Annotated in this window: 17 protein-coding genes; 14 read left to right on the plus strand and 3 right to left on the minus strand. The window is 44.3% G+C overall.

Annotated elements, in window-relative coordinates:
* The first annotated feature begins 197 nt into the window (after window positions 1-197).
* The 9 genes from purU to RDN93_RS13600 all read left to right on the plus strand — a co-directional run bounded on the left by purU (window position 198) and on the right by RDN93_RS13600 (window position 7930).
* Entirely contained in the window at window positions 198-1055 is an 858-nt protein-coding gene (gene purU / locus RDN93_RS13560) for a formyltetrahydrofolate deformylase (RefSeq protein WP_032837811.1), read from the plus strand.
* On the plus strand, window positions 1055-1645 hold the full coding sequence (hisH, locus tag RDN93_RS13565; protein ID WP_055173656.1) for an imidazole glycerol phosphate synthase subunit HisH: 591 nt from the start codon (window positions 1055-1057) through the stop codon (window positions 1643-1645). Before purU ends, hisH begins: the two co-directional genes overlap by 1 nt.
* 160 nt (window positions 1646-1805) lie before the next feature.
* Entirely contained in the window at window positions 1806-2528 is a 723-nt protein-coding gene (hisA, locus tag RDN93_RS13570; protein ID WP_005678106.1) for a 1-(5-phosphoribosyl)-5-[(5-phosphoribosylamino)methylideneamino]imidazole-4-carboxamide isomerase, read from the plus strand.
* A gap of 52 nt (window positions 2529-2580) precedes the next feature.
* Complete coding sequence (hisF, locus tag RDN93_RS13575; protein WP_005681379.1) at window positions 2581-3333, plus strand: imidazole glycerol phosphate synthase subunit HisF; 753 nt, start codon at window positions 2581-2583, stop codon at window positions 3331-3333.
* 101 nt (window positions 3334-3434) lie between these two features.
* Window positions 3435-4046, plus strand: a complete 612-nt coding sequence (gene hisIE, locus RDN93_RS13580; RefSeq protein WP_005681378.1) for a bifunctional phosphoribosyl-AMP cyclohydrolase/phosphoribosyl-ATP diphosphatase HisIE — start codon at window positions 3435-3437, stop codon at window positions 4044-4046.
* On the plus strand, window positions 4031-4756 hold the full coding sequence (locus RDN93_RS13585; protein WP_005678110.1) for a cell division ATP-binding protein FtsE: 726 nt from the start codon (window positions 4031-4033) through the stop codon (window positions 4754-4756). Before hisIE ends, RDN93_RS13585 begins: the two co-directional genes overlap by 16 nt.
* A gap of 13 nt (window positions 4757-4769) precedes the next feature.
* Window positions 4770-6089 (plus strand): aspartate kinase, encoded by a 1320-nt coding sequence (locus RDN93_RS13590; protein WP_005678111.1) that lies wholly within the window; start codon window positions 4770-4772, stop codon window positions 6087-6089.
* 79 nt (window positions 6090-6168) lie between these two features.
* On the plus strand, window positions 6169-7329 hold the full coding sequence (lysA, locus tag RDN93_RS13595; RefSeq protein WP_005678113.1) for a diaminopimelate decarboxylase: 1161 nt from the start codon (window positions 6169-6171) through the stop codon (window positions 7327-7329).
* Window positions 7330-7450: 121 nt separating this feature from the next.
* Window positions 7451-7930: a ferritin gene (locus RDN93_RS13600; protein ID WP_005678114.1), complete on the plus strand. Its 480-nt coding sequence runs from the start codon at window positions 7451-7453 to the stop codon at window positions 7928-7930.
* 110 nt (window positions 7931-8040) lie between these two features.
* Here the strand turns inward: RDN93_RS13600 and RDN93_RS13605 are convergent, their stop codons facing one another.
* Window positions 8041-8445, minus strand: a complete 405-nt coding sequence (locus tag RDN93_RS13605; RefSeq protein WP_005678115.1) for a DUF2721 domain-containing protein — start codon at window positions 8443-8445, stop codon at window positions 8041-8043.
* Window positions 8446-8533: 88 nt separating this feature from the next.
* Window positions 8534-9721, minus strand: coding sequence for a glycine C-acetyltransferase (gene kbl, locus RDN93_RS13610; RefSeq protein ID WP_055173655.1), 1188 nt, complete (start codon window positions 9719-9721; stop codon window positions 8534-8536).
* A 135-nt stretch (window positions 9722-9856) separates the two neighbouring features.
* On the opposite strand from kbl, the gene RDN93_RS13615 reads away from it, so the two are divergent.
* The 5 genes from RDN93_RS13615 (at window position 9857) to RDN93_RS13635 (ending at window position 15132) form a co-directional block, all read left to right on the plus strand.
* Window positions 9857-10810: an NAD-dependent epimerase/dehydratase family protein gene (locus RDN93_RS13615; RefSeq protein ID WP_005678117.1), complete on the plus strand. Its 954-nt coding sequence runs from the start codon at window positions 9857-9859 to the stop codon at window positions 10808-10810.
* The gene (locus tag RDN93_RS13620) at window positions 10810-11658 is read left to right on the plus strand and encodes a DUF4348 domain-containing protein (RefSeq protein WP_005678118.1); all 849 of its coding nucleotides are present in this window, start codon (window positions 10810-10812) and stop codon (window positions 11656-11658) included. Before RDN93_RS13615 ends, RDN93_RS13620 begins: the two co-directional genes overlap by 1 nt.
* A 68-nt stretch (window positions 11659-11726) precedes the next feature.
* Window positions 11727-12716: a UDP-N-acetylmuramate dehydrogenase gene (gene murB / locus RDN93_RS13625; RefSeq protein ID WP_055173654.1), complete on the plus strand. Its 990-nt coding sequence runs from the start codon at window positions 11727-11729 to the stop codon at window positions 12714-12716.
* 5 nt (window positions 12717-12721) lie between these two features.
* Complete coding sequence (locus RDN93_RS13630; RefSeq protein ID WP_005678121.1) at window positions 12722-13480, plus strand: MBL fold metallo-hydrolase; 759 nt, start codon at window positions 12722-12724, stop codon at window positions 13478-13480.
* An 83-nt stretch (window positions 13481-13563) separates the two neighbouring features.
* A complete protein-coding gene (locus RDN93_RS13635; RefSeq protein WP_055173653.1) occupies window positions 13564-15132 on the plus strand; it encodes a DUF3352 domain-containing protein in 1569 nt (522 codons plus the stop codon).
* A 521-nt stretch (window positions 15133-15653) separates the two neighbouring features.
* Here RDN93_RS13635 and RDN93_RS13640 read toward each other — a convergent pair.
* Window positions 15654-16028, minus strand: coding sequence for a DUF3127 domain-containing protein (locus RDN93_RS13640; RefSeq protein WP_005681370.1), 375 nt, complete (start codon window positions 16026-16028; stop codon window positions 15654-15656).
* Between the last annotated feature and the right edge of the window lie 35 nt (window positions 16029-16063).

Consider the following 16063-nt stretch of genomic DNA (forward strand, 5'->3'; position numbering starts at 1 on the left):
TAGCGTCACTATCCTGAAGTTTGTCATCCTCTTCATAGAAAATAGTTCCCGATTTCTTTCTATCTGTAAGAAATCACCGTTTTTATATCAACTTTCTGCTTGAATAATTCGTAATTTTGCAATAAATCGTTATTTTTGCGGACTAAAATAAGAAAGGTGGAAAATATTCTGCCGGGAATCGTAAATTAGTAAAAAGAATGATGACAACAGCCAAACTGTTATTGCACTGTCCCGACAAACCGGGAATCCTTGCGGAAGTGACAGACTTTATTACGGTAAACAAAGGAAATATTATCTATTTGGATCAATATGTAGACCATGTAGAAAACATCTTCTTCATGCGTATTGAATGGGAATTGAAAGACTTTCTGGTTCCCCAGGAAAAGATTGAAGATTATTTCAGAACACTTTACGGCCAAAAGTACGAAATGGATTTCCGCCTTTATTTTTCGGATGTAAAACCGCGTATGGCAATTTTCGTTTCTAAGCTGTCGCATTGTCTTTTTGATATGCTGGCTCGCTATACAGCCGGAGAGTGGAATGTGGAGATACCTCTTATAATAAGCAACCACCCCGATTTGCAACATGTAGCCGAACGTTTCGGTATCCCTTTCTATCTGTTCCCTATTACTAAAGAGACAAAAGAAGAACAGGAGCGTAAGGAAATGGAACTGCTTGCCAAACATAAAATTACATTTATCGTACTGGCACGCTATATGCAAGTGATTTCCGAACAGATGATTAATGCTTATCCGAATAAAATAATCAATATTCATCATTCTTTCCTTCCTGCGTTCGTCGGTGCGAAACCATATCACGCCGCCTTCCAGAGAGGTGTGAAGATTATTGGTGCAACAAGCCATTACGTAACGACAGAGTTGGATGCAGGTCCGATTATCGAACAGGATGTAGTGCGTATCACTCATAAAGATTCTATTGAAGATCTTGTAAACAAAGGAAAGGACTTGGAGAAAATCGTTCTCTCGCGTGCGGTACAGAAGCACATTGAACGTAAAGTTTTGGCCTATAAAAATAAAACAGTAATATTTAGCTGATGAAAGTAGCAGTCGTAAAATACAATGCCGGCAATATCCGTTCTGTGGATTATGCATTGAAACGGTTGGGGGTGGAAGCAGTGATTACTGCCGATAAAGAAGAACTCCAGTCGGCCGATAAAGTAATTTTCCCCGGAGTAGGAGAGGCGGAAACTACCATGAACCACTTGAAAGCGACAGGATTGGACGAACTGATAAAGAACCTGCGTCAGCCTGTGCTCGGAATTTGTCTCGGTATGCAGTTGATGTGCCGTTATTCTGAAGAAGGAGAAGTGGATTGCCTGAATATTTTTGATGTGGATGTGAAACGTTTTGTTCCGCAAAGGCACGAAGATAAGGTGCCGCACATGGGGTGGAATACAATCGGCAAAACGAATAGCAAACTCTTTGAAGGATTTACCGAAGAAGAATTTGTCTACTTCGTGCATAGCTTTTATGTGCCGACTTGCAACTTTACTGCCGCTACGACTGATTATATTCATCCGTTTAGTGCTGCCTTGCATAAAGATAACTTTTATGCCACCCAGTTTCATCCGGAGAAAAGCGGTAAGACGGGAGAGAAGATTCTGACGAACTTTCTGAATCTATAATAAACTATGTCACCGTTTATAATAAACTCCACCATATTTATAATAAACTCGTTCATCGTTTATAATAAACATTTTGAGGGGATAAAAAGCGGTGTTGAACAGATTGGAAAGAGGTAGTAATAAGAGAACTGTAAATTGTCAAATAGCAAATAAATAATAGATGATAGAAATTATTCCAGCCATTGATATTATTGACGGAAAGTGTGTACGCCTTTCCCAGGGAGATTACGACAGTAAGAAAGTATATAACGAAAATCCGGTGGAAGTTGCCAAGGAATTTGAAGCGAACGGTGTTCGCAGACTTCATGTGGTGGACTTGGACGGAGCTGCTTCTCACCATGTAATCAATCATCGGGTATTGGAACAAATCGCTACCCGTACTTCCTTAATAATAGATTTTGGCGGCGGAGTAAAGAGTGATGAAGATTTGAAAATAGCTTTCGAAAGCGGTGCGCAAATGGTGACGGGCGGCAGTATTGCCGTGAAAGACCCCGAACTGTTCTGTCATTGGCTGGAAGTGTATGGAAGTGAGAAAATCATATTGGGAGCGGACGTAAAGGAACATAAGATAGCCGTAAACGGTTGGAAAGACGAAAGCGCCTGTGAACTTTTCCCGTTCCTCGAAGACTATATAAATAAAGGTGTCCGGAAAGTGATCTGCACGGACATCAGTTGCGACGGGATGCTGAAAGGACCCTCTATTGACTTGTACAAAGAAATGCTGGAAAAATTCCCCGATCTCTATCTAATGGCCAGCGGTGGGGTAAGTAATGTCGATGACATTATTGCTTTGAACGAAGCCGGAGTGCCCGGAGTAATCTTTGGAAAAGCTCTTTATGAAGGACATCTCACCCTGCAAGACTTGAGAATCTTTTTGGATTGAGACTTTTGAAAGTCTGATTTTGAATTGTCAAACAGTAAATAAAAATAGGATTGTGTTAGCAAAAAGAATAGTGCCTTGTCTGGACATCAAAGACGGACAAACCGTGAAAGGAACGAATTTTGTAAATTTGCGCCAGGCCGGTGATCCGGTGGAATTGGGACGTGCTTATAGTGAACAGGGAGCTGATGAACTTGTTTTCCTGGATATTACTGCCAGCCATGAGGGGCGTAAGACTTTTACGGAATTGGTAAAACGGATTGCTGCCAATATCAATATTCCGTTTACCGTAGGCGGTGGAATCAATGAATTGAGTGATGTGGACCGTCTGTTGAATGCCGGCGCCGATAAGATTTCTATCAATTCGTCTGCTATCCGCAACCCGCAGTTGATTGACGAGATTGCCAAGAATTTCGGTTCGCAGGTTTGTGTGTTGGCAGTAGACGCCAAGCAAACGGAAAAAGGCTGGAAATGCTACCTGAATGGTGGACGTATTGAAACTGACAAGGATCTGTTTGACTGGACAAAAGAAGCACAGGAACGTGGGGCCGGAGAAATCCTTTTTACGAGCATGAATCATGACGGAGTAAAGACCGGATATGCGAACGAGGCACTTGCCGCTTTGGCTGGACAACTTTCGGTTCCTGTGATTGCTTCGGGAGGTGCAGGCTGCAAAGAGCACTTCCGTGACGTTTTTTTGCAAGGAAAAGCAGATGCGGCACTGGCTGCCAGTGTTTTTCACTTCGGAGAAATAAAAATTCCCGAATTAAAATCGTATCTTTGCGGCGAAGGAATTACCATTAGGTAATTGTTGCGTTGCAAAAACAGGCTTTTAGGCTGCGGCGAAGGATTTGTCATAGGATAATTGCACATAATTAGCGAATAAGTAAATTAAGAACTTAAAATAAAATGGAATTGGATTTCGATAAGATGAACGGACTCGTTCCGGCTATCATACAGGACAACGAAACATGTAAAGTCCTGATGCTGGGCTTCATGAATAAAGAGGCTTATGATAAAACGGTAGAAACCGGAAAAGTAACTTTTTTCAGCCGAACAAAGAACCGTCTTTGGACGAAAGGCGAAGAGAGCGGCAATTTCCTTCACGTCGTTTCTATCAAGGCCGATTGTGACAATGATACGTTATTGATACAGGTGAATCCGGTAGGTCCGGTTTGCCACACAGGTACGGATACATGTTGGGGTGAAAAGAATGAAGAACCGGTCATGTTTCTGAAAGCATTGCAGGATTTTATTGACAAACGTCATGAAGAAATGCCGGAAGGTTCTTATACGACCAGTCTGTTCGAATCTGGAATCAATAAGATAGCACAGAAAGTGGGCGAAGAAGCAGTAGAAACTGTCATTGAAGCAACAAACGGCACCAATGAGCGTTTGATTTACGAAGGAGCCGATTTGATTTATCACATGATTGTATTATTAACTTCAAAAGGTTACCGCATCGAAGACCTTGCACGCGAATTGCAGGAAAGACATAGCAGTACATGGAAGAAGCATTAATTCAATATAAGAACGTAGAAATACATCAGCAGGAACTCTGTGTGCTAAGTGGTGTAAATCTGGAACTGCACAAAGGAGAGTTCGTCTATCTGATAGGAAAAGTAGGCTCCGGAAAAACAAGTCTGCTCAAGACCTTGTATGGCGAACTGGACGTAATTGACGGTGATGCGGAAGTGCTGGGCTATAATATGCGCTCTATCAAACGTAAGCATATCCCGCAGCTACGCCGGAAGTTAGGCATTGTGTTTCAGGATTTTCAACTGTTGACAGACCGTACTGTGTACAATAATCTGGAGTTTGTACTTCGTGCCACCGGCTGGAAGAATAAACAAGAGATAAAAGAACGTATTGAGGAAGTACTTGATTTAGTGGGGATGTCCAATAAAGGCTATAAAATCCCTAACGAGCTTTCTGGCGGCGAACAGCAGCGTATCGTAATCGCACGTGCCGTACTCAATTCTCCGGCTATCATTCTGGCGGATGAACCGACCGGAAACCTGGATGTAGAGACAGGTAAGTCCATTGTAGAATTGTTGCACAACATTTGTGAAACCGGTTCGTCCGTAGTGATGACGACGCACAATCTGCAATTACTGAAAGAATATCCCGGCAGGGTATACCGTTGTGCCGAACATCATATCACCGATGTGACCGACGAATATATGCCCCGACAGAGAACAATAGAAATAGATTTAAATATAGATAACTAAAACAGTAACGAAAATGAAAGTTTTAAAGTTTGGAGGAACTTCCGTAGGTTCTGCTCAGCGCATGAAGGAAGTAGCCAAATTGATTACCGATGGTGAACAGAAGATTGTTGTCCTTTCAGCTATGTCAGGTACGACAAACACATTGGTGGAAATTTCGGACTATCTGTATAAGAAGAATCCGGAGGGTGCCAACGAGATTATCAATAAGCTGGAGGCTAAATATAAACAGCACGTTGATGAACTGTACGCAACTCAGGAGTATAAACAGAAAGGTCTGGAAGTCATCAAGTCTCACTTCGACTACATCCGCTCCTACACTAAAGACCTTTTCACTTTGTTCGAAGAGAAAGTGGTTTTGGCACAGGGAGAGCTTATCTCTACGGCTATGGTGAACTTCTATCTGCAGGAATGTGGTGTGAAGTCAGTATTGCTTCCGGCTTTGGAATTCATGCGTACTGACAAGAACGCAGAACCGGACCCTGTATATATTAAGGAGAAACTGCAGGCACAGCTCGAACTTTATCCGGATATGGATATTTATATCACACAAGGTTTCATCTGCCGCAACGCTTATGGCGAGATCGATAACCTGCAACGTGGTGGCAGCGATTACACAGCTTCCTTGATTGGTGCAGCCGTGAATGCTTCCGAAATCCAGATATGGACAGATATTGACGGAATGCACAACAACGACCCGCGCATTGTCGACAAGACTGCCCCGGTTCGCCAGTTGCATTTTGAAGAAGCAGCCGAGTTGGCTTACTTCGGTGCAAAAATTCTGCACCCGACCTGCATTCAGCCTGCTAAATATGCCAATATCCCTGTACGTCTGTTGAATACAATGGATCCGCATGCTCCGGGGACATTAATTTCTAATGACACAGAGAAAGGGAAAATCAAAGCTGTAGCTGCAAAAGATAACATTACGGCCATTAAAATCAAGTCAAGCCGTATGTTGCTTGCTCATGGTTTCCTGCGCAAAGTATTCGAAATCTTTGAAAGTTACCAGACTTCGATCGATATGATTTGTACTTCGGAAGTCGGTGTGTCTGTCACGATAGATAACACGAAACACCTGAACGAGATTCTGGATGACTTGAAGAAATACGGTACAGTGACCGTCGACAAAGAAATGTGTATCATCTGCGTCGTGGGCGACCTGGAGTGGGAGAACGTCGGTTTCGAAGCAAAAGCGCTTGACGCCATGCGTGACATACCGGTACGAATGATTTCATTCGGAGGAAGTAACTACAACATTTCTTTCCTCATTCGGGAATGTGACAAGAAGACAGCATTACAGTCGCTGAGCGATATGCTTTTCAACAACAAATAATTCCACAAATTATATTGAGCGCTTTTACCAAACTGATAAAAGCGCTCTTTTTTAACTAACTAAACAAGTTTTTTGAGTTATGAAAGGAATATTTCCAATCGATAAGTTCCGTACTTTGCAGACACCTTTCTATTATTACGATACGAAAGTGCTGCGTGATACATTGTCGGCTATCAACCAGGAGGTTGCCAAATATCCTAACTATTCCGTACACTATGCAGTAAAAGCAAACGCCAATCCGAAAGTGCTTACCATTATCCGTGAAAGCGGTATGGGAGCAGATTGTGTGAGTGGTGGAGAAATCCGTGCTGCTATCCGTGCCGGATTTCCTGCAAGCAAAATTGTCTTTGCGGGAGTAGGCAAAGCCGATTGGGAGATTAACCTCGGACTGGAATACGGAATCTTCTGTTTCAATGTAGAATCTATTCCTGAACTGGAAGTGATAAACGAACTTGCTGCTGCTCAAAATAAGATAGCCAATGTGGCTTTCCGTATCAATCCCGATGTCGGTGCGCATACTCATGCCAATATTACGACCGGCCTGGCCGAGAACAAATTTGGAATCAGTATGCAGGATATGGATAAAGTGATAGATGTGGCAGTAGAAATGAAGCATGTCAAATTCATCGGACTTCACTTTCACATCGGTTCTCAGATTCTGGATATGGGTGACTTTATTGCCCTTTGCAACCGTGTCAACGAATTGCAGGATAAGCTGGAAGCCCGTCGCATTCTGGTGGAACACATCAATGTAGGCGGTGGCTTGGGCATTGATTACGGACATCCCAACCGTCAGCCAATTCCCAACTTTAAGGATTATTTCTCAACCTATGCCGGACAACTGAAACTGCGTCCTTATCAGACTCTGCATTTTGAGTTGGGGCGTGCAGTCGTTGGCCAATGCGGTTCATTGATCTCCAAAGTGTTATATGTGAAACAGGGAGCGAAAAAGAAATTCGCTATCCTTGATGCAGGCATGACGGACTTGATCCGTCCCGCCTTATATCAGGCATACCACAAAATGGAAAACATCACTTCTGAAGAACCGGTAGAATCTTATGATGTAGTAGGGCCTATCTGCGAATCGTCGGATGTTTTCGGAAAAGTGATCGATCTGAACAAGGTGAAGCGAGGCGACTTGATAGCTCTTCGCTCAGCAGGTGCCTACGGCGAGATTATGGCTTCCGGCTACAACTGTCGTGAGTTGCCGAAAGGATATACTTCTGACGAGTTGGTGTAAATAAAATGTGAATGTAGTTTAAAAATACAGGGGAGTCGGAACAATTTTAACTGAAATCTTGTTATTTTTGTAATTAGTTCAATAAGAAACTACATTAACAACTTAATAAAAAGATACGATTATGATTTCAGAAAAATTACAAAAGGCAATCAATGAACAGATCACAGCAGAAATGTGGTCGTCTAACCTGTATTTGGCAATGTCTTTCTTCTTTGAGAAAGAAGGTTTCAGCGGTTTTGCACATTGGATGAAGAAACAGTCTCAGGAAGAAATGGGACATGCTTATGCAATGGCTGATTATATTATCAAGCGTGGTGGAACTGCAATGGTCGACAAGATTGATGTCGTTCCTAACGGCTGGGGTACTCCGTTGGAAGTGTTTGAACACGTTTACAAACACGAATGCCATGTATCTGCATTGGTAGACAAACTGGTTGACGTGGCTGCCGCTGAGAAGGACAAAGCAACTCAGGACTTCTTGTGGGGATTCGTTCGCGAACAGGTAGAAGAAGAAGCTACTGCACAGGGAATCGTTGATAAGATCAAGAAAGCCGGTGACACCGGTATCTTCTTTGTTGACTCACAGTTGGGACAACGTTGATAATAGTCTGAAAATATATTTATAATATATAGGAAGCTGTTTGGATTTATTTCCGGACAGCTTCTTTTTCATTTCATGTGTAATAGTGTGCGGATTTGCAGATGAATAATCTATTTTTTGTGTCCTTTTTCCATTGCCCCGAGATAGATCTCCAGCGAACGGGTAGAAATCTGAATCTCGCGGAAAGATACGCCCAGAGATGCGATCAGCAGAATCAAAGCCAGTCCGAAGACATAAGCGGATAATAATTGCAGTCCGATATAAATCAGAAACATACTCACTACGCAGAAAAACAGGCTTGCAATGCCCAGCCCTTGCATGGTACGTGTCAGGTTCAGTCGTTTCCGCAAGTTTTCAATCTGTGCCACGGTGATGTCCGAAGGGTTTTCCATATAGCGGTCTCGCAGCTGGCGTACAAGTTGTGCATACGATAAGAAACGATTGGTGTAAGCCAATAATATCAGTGAAACTGCGGAGAAAAGCAGAGCAGGGGTGGTGAGAGTAAGTTCTTCCATATATAAATTAAAAATCTTCCATTGTTATTGTCGATAATCAAATCCTTATGATTACAATAATAACAATGGAAGAAAAGAAAATGTTTTTTTATTTCAGTACACCGAGTTCTTTACCTACTTTGATAAAGGCAGCGATGCACTTGTCGAGATGTTCCTTCTCGTGTCCGGCAGAGATTTGTACACGGATACGTGCCTGGTCTTTCGGAACTACCGGATAATAGAATCCGGTTACGTAGATACCTTCCTCCTGCATACGTGCGGCATAAATCTGTGACAACTTCGCGTCATACAGCATGACAGCGCAAATAGCACTTTGTGTCGGTTTGATATCGAATCCGGCAGCAGTCATCTTGTCGCGGAAGTAATTTACATTCTCCACGAGTTTGTCATGCAGCGCATTGCTTTCTTTCAGTATCTTGAATACTTCCAGGCTTGCACCGATAATGCCCGGAGCCAATGAGTTGGAGAACAGATACGGGCGGCTGCGTTGGCGCAGTAAGTCAATAATCTCCTTACGTCCGGTAGTAAATCCTCCTAAAGCACCTCCGAAAGCTTTACCCAGCGTACCGGTGTAAATATCCACACGACCATGAGTTTTGTAGAGTTCGCTTACGCCGTGTCCGGTAGCGCCTACCACGCCGGCAGAGTGTGATTCGTCTACCATAACCAGCGCATCATATTTCTCGGCAAGGTCACAAATCTGATCCATGGGAGCTACGTTGCCGTCCATAGAGAACACGCCGTCTGTGACGATAATGCGGAAACGTTGAGCTTGTGCCTCTTGCAGGCATTTCTCCAGCTCGTTCATGTCAGCATTGGCGTAACGATAGCGTTTAGCTTTGCAAAGACGTACACCGTCGATAATAGAAGCATGGTTCAGAGAATCCGAGATAATGGCATCCTGATCCGAGAAAAGCGGTTCGAACACACCACCGTTTGCATCGAAGCAGGCAGCATATAGAATCGTGTCTTCTGTTTGGAAATAGTCGGAAATAGCGTCTTCCAGTTCTTTGTGTATATCTTGTGTTCCACAAATGAAACGAACGGAGGACATACCATATCCGCGTCGGTTCATCATTTCCTGGGAAGCTTTGATCAATCGGGGGTGATTGGACAGTCCCAGGTAGTTGTTAGCGCAGAAGTTCAGCACTTCTTTACCTTTTACAGTGATGGCAGCTTGCTGCGCACTTTCAATTAGTCGTTCTTCTTTATAAAGACCGGCTTCTTTAATTTCAGCCAATGTTTGGCTGAGAAAATCTTTCATTTTACCGTACATAGTGTTTGAGTAATTAAGTTCGATTACAAAGGACACAATTTTTCTTGGAATAACAATGTCTTTTTGATTAAAATCTGAAAAAAAAGTGCTTACTTTGTGCGCTATTTAGCTTAATAATTTAAGTACGAAGAAAAAATGAAACACATTTTGATTATTGGAGCCACCGGACAGATCGGCTCCGAGTTAACGATGGAGCTACGTAAACGCTATGGTAACACAAACGTGGTAGCTGGTTATATCCCGGGTGCAGAACCTAAGGGAGAGTTGAAAGAATCAGGACCGGCGGCTATTGTCGACGTGACTAATGGGGAAATGATTGCGTCTGTGGTGAAAGAATACCACATTGACACAGTGTATAATCTGGCTGCCTTGCTATCAGTGGTAGCCGAATCGAAGCCGAAGCTGGCTTGGAAGATTGGCATTGATGGGCTATGGAATGTATTGGAAGTAGCGCGCGAACAGGGATGTGCCGTGTTTACCCCCAGTTCAATCGGTTCTTTTGGTGCAAGTACACCTCATACGAAGACGCCGCAGGACACCATTCAGCGTCCGCGTACCATGTATGGAGTTACTAAAGTGACAACTGAGTTGTTGAGCGACTACTATTTTAATAAATATGGTGTCGACACTCGTGCAGTCCGTTTCCCGGGCATTATCTCGAACGTAACCCCTCCGGGTGGAGGAACAACCGATTACGCTGTCGACATTTATTATTCGGCTGTAAAAGGTGAAAAATTTGTGTGTCCTATCAAAGAAGGCACTTTAATGGATATGATGTATATGCCGGATGCGCTGAATGCAGCGATTACGCTTATGGAAGCTGATCCGACAAAATTGATACACCGCAATGCTTTCAATATCGCCTCTATGAGTTTCGATCCGGAGACGATCTATCAAGCTATCAAAAAGCATGTGCCGGAGTTTCAGATGATTTACGATGTAGACCCGTTGAAACAACGCATTGCCGATAGTTGGCCCGACAGCCTGGACGACACCTGTGCTCGTGAAGAGTGGGGTTGGAAGCCGGCTTATGACCTGGAAAGCATGACGGTGGATATGCTTGAAAAGCTTAGAGAGAAATTAAAATAATGAAAAAACTAATTGCAGGGGTCATATTACTCGGTTTACTGGGTGCTTGTAGCAATAAAAAAGCTAAGATTGACCCCTTCGCATCTATTACTCAAGAGGTGGATTCTATCCGGCACAAAGCCGATTCAATCCACCTGGATGAATTGCCGGAAGATCCGCAGCCTATACAGGCTGACGAATCTTTCGACGATTTCATCTATAATTTTGCTTCCGATGATGTGTTGCAACGTCAGCGTGTGAAATTTCCGTTGCCCTACTACAACGGAGATAAAAAGGCGAATATCGAGGAACGTAACTGGAAGCACGACAACCTGTTTACCAAACAGCATTATTATACGCTCCTGTTTGATAAAGAGGAAGACATGGACTTGGTAGGAGATACCTCTCTCACTTCCGTGCAAGTGGAGTGGATATTCGTGAAGACACGGATGATGAAGAAATATTACTTTGAGCGTATCAAGGGAGCGTGGATTCTGGAGGCTATCAATCTGCGTCCTATCGAACGGGATGAAAACGAGGACTTTGTGGAGTTCTTCGGCCATTTCGCTACCGACAGCCTTTTCCAGAGCCAGCGTGTGCGTGAGCCATTGGCTTTTGTTACTACCGATCCGGACGATGATTTCTCTGTGCTGGAGACTACTCTCGATTTGAACCAGTGGTTTGCCTTCAAGCCGGCATTGCCTGCCGAACGCCTTTCGAATATCAATTACGGGCAACGGAATGATGACGGATCGCCAACTAAAATCCTGGCACTGAAAGGAATCGGAAACGGGTTTTCGAATATTCTTTATTTTCGCCGGAAAGCAGGCGAATGGGAGCTATATAAATTTGAAGATGTAAGCATCTGATGATAGCGAATATAACAGTCTGCATTTATCGACATATAACGAATAGAATAACTATATAACTTTAAACGATGTATTCTCTTTTACCCTACAATACCTTCGGCATTGACGTCAGTGCCAACCGTTTCATTGAATATGTTTCGGTGGAAGAACTGAAGACGTTGATTGAGCAAGGTGCCGTTACGACACCTTTTTTGCATATTGGCGGCGGCAGCAACCTGTTATTTACCAAAGACTATGAAGGAGTGGTGTTGCACTCCCGTATCGAAGGAATCGAAGTGGCGGAGGAAGACGAGCGCTCTGTTTCCGTGCGTGTAGGCGCAGGTGTGGTGTGGGATGATTTTGTGGCATATTGTGTAGAACACGGGTGGTATGGAGCTGAAAATCTTTCACTCATTCCCGGCGAGGTAGGTGCAAGCGCTGTGCAGAATATCGGAGCCTACGGCGTGGAAGTAAAGAACTTGATAACAACCGTGGAAACGGTGAACATTCAGGGGCGGGAACGCGTTTATTCTGTTGAAGAATGTGGCTATGCCTATCGCAACAGTATCTTCAAACGTCCTGAGAACAAATCCGTTTTTGTGACTCATGTCTGCTTCCGGCTTAGTAAAGAGGAACATTATATGCTCGATTACGGAACGATTCGTCAGGAACTTGAAAAATATCCTGCGCTGACTTTGCCTGTCGTCCGGAAAATCATTATTGATATTCGTGAGGCTAAGTTGCCCGACCCGAAAGTAATGGGAAATGCCGGTAGTTTCTTTATGAACCCGATTGTGCCGAGGGAGAAGCTGGAAGCTTTACAGCAGGAATATCCGGGAATGCCCTACTACGAACTGCCGGAAGGACGGGTGAAGATTCCCGCCGGCTGGATGATCGATCAGTGCGGGTGGAAAGGGAAAGCCTTAGGTCCGGCGGCTGTACACGATAAGCAAGCCTTGGTGCTGGTGAATTGCGGTGGAGCGAAAGGTAGTGATATAATTGCGCTTTCGGATGCGGTGCGGGCTTCTGTCCGTGAGAAGTTCGGCATAGATATACATCCGGAAGTAAATTTCGTCTGAAAGAAATGAAAATAAGAATACTTGGAAGTGGAACATCGACGGGAGTCCCTCAGATTGGCTGTACGTGTCCGGTCTGTACTTCTGCCGACCCGAAAGATAATCGGTTGCGCACGTCTGCTATTGTAGAGACAGGCGATGCACGGATACTGATTGACTGCGGTCCCGATTTTCGGACGCAGGTCTTACGCCTGCCTTTTGAAAGGATAGACGGTGTGCTGATTACTCACGAACATTATGACCATGTGGGCGGGCTGGATGATTTGCGTCCGTTCTGCCGTTTCGGTTCTGTGCCTATCTATGCGGAACAATACGTGTCGGACGCTTTGCGCTTGCGTATGCCCTACTGTTTTGTAGATCATCGCTACCCGGGTGTTCCCGATATTCCTTTGCAGGAAATATCGGTCGGGCAGAAATTCTTTATAAATACTACGGAGGTCATACCTTTGCGTGTGATGCACGGGCGGCTGCCGATTCTGGGTTACCGCATCGGACAGCTCGGCTACATCACCGATATGCTGACTATGCCCGAAGAATCGTATGAACAATTAGCCGGAATAGATGTTTTGATAGTGAATGCACTACGGATAGCCCCGCATCCCACACATCAGGATTTGGAGGAGGCGTTGGCGGTTGCGCAGCGCATTCGGGCGAAGAAAACATACTTTATACACATGAGTCATGATATGGGCTTGCATGCAGAGGTGGAACGGAAACTCCCGGAGAATATTCACCTGGCATACGACGGATTGGAAATCCTTCTTTGATTTCCGGTGAAATATTTAGCAAAAGTTTTGTTTTCTTTGTAGAAATTATTATTTTTGCACTTAGCCGATAAACAGCGAATATTATGAAACTTCGTACGATAGTGAAAATAGCGATCACTTCTTCTGTTGTACTTTTGTGCGCAGGTTTCGCTTTGTACTCTTTTTTCAGGCTGTCGGCCGCCGAAGGAAAAAAGGATTTCAATCTCTACGAATTGGTTCCGCCCTCTGCTTCGGCAGTTTTTGTCACTGATGACATACTGGAATTTGTGGCGGAAGTAGACGATCTGGCTTGTAGTAAAAATCAGCAATATCTTCATGTATCCAAACTGTTTTCGTATCTGAAACAGTATCTTTATACCCTTCAGGAAGAAGCGCCTCACGGATTGAGCCGGCAAATGAATCAAATGTTGATTAGTTTTCATGAGCCGGACAATATTCATAACCAGGTGCTATATTGCAGATTGGGGGAGGGCGACCGGCAACTGATTGACCGTTTCGTGCAGAAGTATGTCTCATCTCTTTATCCACCGAAAACTTTCAAATATAAGGGAGAGGATATAACGATTTATCCTATGGCGGACGGGGATTTTCTGGCATGCTACCTGACATCCGATTTTATGGCTTTGAGTTATCAGAAGAAGTTGATAGAAACCGTTATTGATGCTCACAAGACCGGAAAATCATTGGCGGACGATCCTACCTTTGCAGAAGCGGCCACCCCGAAGAAAAGTCCGGCGGTTGCCACTGTTTATGCCCATTTGGAAGGTATGATGGGCTGGACGGAGTTTGATATGAAGCTGCGGGATGATTTCATTTATTTTACGGGTGTCTGTCACGAAACGGATACTTGCTTCACGTTTATGAATGTGCTTCGTCAGCAGGAATCAGTGGAAGGATTTCCGGGTGAGGCATTGCCTTCCACCGCTTTCTATTTCACTAAACAGGGAGTCACGGACTGGGCATCTCTGCTTTCTTATGGAGATATGCAGGAGACGGGCGTTCGTACCAGTGACGTGCGGAATAGGAATCGGGAGTTGTCTCATTATCTAATGGAGAATGCCGGACAGGAACTGGTTGCCTGTCTTTTCCAGCGTGAAGATACGTTGCAGGAAGCGGCGGCGGTTCTGAGCCTGTCGGTGTCGGACGTGACGGAAGCGGAACGGATGCTGCGATCTCTTATCAACACCGTTTCTACCGAAGAACGGGGAAAAACACCCCTGATAACTTTTTGTTATACTGCCAATAAAGCTTACCCCGTCTATCGCCTGCCTCAAACAACGTTGTTTACGCAACTAACTGGTTTTGCCGAACCGACATCGCATACATACGCCACATTTTATGAAGGGCGTTTGCTGTTGGCGCCCGATGAAAATAGTCTGTCCCGTTACATACGCCAGTTGGATAAAGGCGAGGTGCTCAATGGAGCGATAGCATACCGGACAGGAATGGATAACTTGTCCGATTCCTACCATTTCATGTTAATGGCAGACTTCGATCATCTGTTTCATCAGGCAGCAAAGCAAATTCATTTCGTGCCGGATTTCTTCCTGCGCAACTCCGAATTTTTTCGTAATTTTATACTCTTTGCCCAGTTTACTTGTGCTGACGGAGTGATATATCCCAATATTGTTTTGCGGTATAAATCGGAGTAAAGTCCATTCGGAAAACTCATCTGAAAGGCTGTTTTTCTATACGGAAAAAGGACGTTCTCGAACAGGAATATCCTGACTGGAAGAGTGGAAAAAACTATGGAAAAACAACGGAAAACCTACAAAAAACAAATAAAAAAAATATCGCTCTTTTTTCGAAAAATAAAACTTCTGAAACGCCTTCTGGCAGGGCGCGAAAACCGAACCATAACCGAACCATAAGCCAAGAGAAGAGAAGAGAGTATAAGAGAAAGAATAGAAACAGAAAGAAAAAGAAAGATAAAACTGCTGTTGCTGGTTGAATTTTTTTCGGGGGAACTGCTGTTGCTGATATTGCTTTGTTTCTCCCGTAAGTCGTGGGCGGATTTTTCCCGTCCCGCAGCGGAGCGTCGTCCGGCCCCGGGATGAAGAACGCTTAGCCCACGGAGGAATCTTTACAAAGTGCGGGTATAAAAAAACTCCCGGCAAGAATCATTCTCACCGGGAGTTTTTTTATCTGTATCGTCAAGCGGAATACTTTCGGCTTAGAAAGGCAGATCGTCCTTGGCATCACCCGGAGTAAATTCCGGAGTAGCGGCAGGAGCCGGAGGAGGAACGGGAGCACCCGGAGTCATTGGAGCACCTGCGCCTACACGCTCCACTTTCCATGCACGGATACTGTTGAACCAACGGTCGTTCCACTGGCGGGCGTCAACGTCGAATGATACGGTCAGTTCTTCGCCCATTTGAATGTTGAACTGCTCGATTTTGTCTGCGCCAAACACGTCGAAACACATTTTACGCGGATATTGGTCATGGTTTTCGATTACGTACTCTTGTGATTTCCACTCGTTGCCGCTAGTTTTTGAAACTCCGCCTCTCGGAGAGAGGATAGCGATGATTTTTCCTGTAAATTCCATTGCAATAATTTTAAATTCTGCGGCGAAGTTACAAT

The organism is uncultured Bacteroides sp. (assembly GCF_902491285.1).
Lineage (GTDB): Bacteria > Bacteroidota > Bacteroidia > Bacteroidales > Bacteroidaceae > Bacteroides.

Coding starts and splice junctions, on each gene's coding strand:
- RDN93_RS13620 (WP_005678118.1), top strand. CDS start 10,810: ATGAAAAAACTAATTGCAGGGGTCATATTACTCGGTTTACTGGGTGCT.
- lysA (WP_005678113.1), top strand. CDS start 6,169: ATGAAAGGAATATTTCCAATCGATAAGTTCCGTACTTTGCAGACACCT.
- purU (WP_032837811.1), top strand. CDS start 198: ATGATGACAACAGCCAAACTGTTATTGCACTGTCCCGACAAACCGGGA.
- kbl (WP_055173655.1), bottom strand. CDS start 9,721: ATGTACGGTAAAATGAAAGATTTTCTCAGCCAAACATTGGCTGAAATT.
- RDN93_RS13605 (WP_005678115.1), bottom strand. CDS start 8,445: ATGGAAGAACTTACTCTCACCACCCCTGCTCTGCTTTTCTCCGCAGTT.
- murB (WP_055173654.1), top strand. CDS start 11,727: ATGTATTCTCTTTTACCCTACAATACCTTCGGCATTGACGTCAGTGCC.
- hisIE (WP_005681378.1), top strand. CDS start 3,435: ATGGAATTGGATTTCGATAAGATGAACGGACTCGTTCCGGCTATCATA.
- RDN93_RS13615 (WP_005678117.1), top strand. CDS start 9,857: ATGAAACACATTTTGATTATTGGAGCCACCGGACAGATCGGCTCCGAG.
- RDN93_RS13585 (WP_005678110.1), top strand. CDS start 4,031: ATGGAAGAAGCATTAATTCAATATAAGAACGTAGAAATACATCAGCAG.
- RDN93_RS13590 (WP_005678111.1), top strand. CDS start 4,770: ATGAAAGTTTTAAAGTTTGGAGGAACTTCCGTAGGTTCTGCTCAGCGC.
- hisA (WP_005678106.1), top strand. CDS start 1,806: ATGATAGAAATTATTCCAGCCATTGATATTATTGACGGAAAGTGTGTA.
- RDN93_RS13630 (WP_005678121.1), top strand. CDS start 12,722: ATGAAAATAAGAATACTTGGAAGTGGAACATCGACGGGAGTCCCTCAG.
- hisH (WP_055173656.1), top strand. CDS start 1,055: ATGAAAGTAGCAGTCGTAAAATACAATGCCGGCAATATCCGTTCTGTG.
- RDN93_RS13635 (WP_055173653.1), top strand. CDS start 13,564: ATGAAACTTCGTACGATAGTGAAAATAGCGATCACTTCTTCTGTTGTA.
- RDN93_RS13640 (WP_005681370.1), bottom strand. CDS start 16,028: ATGGAATTTACAGGAAAAATCATCGCTATCCTCTCTCCGAGAGGCGGA.
- RDN93_RS13600 (WP_005678114.1), top strand. CDS start 7,451: ATGATTTCAGAAAAATTACAAAAGGCAATCAATGAACAGATCACAGCA.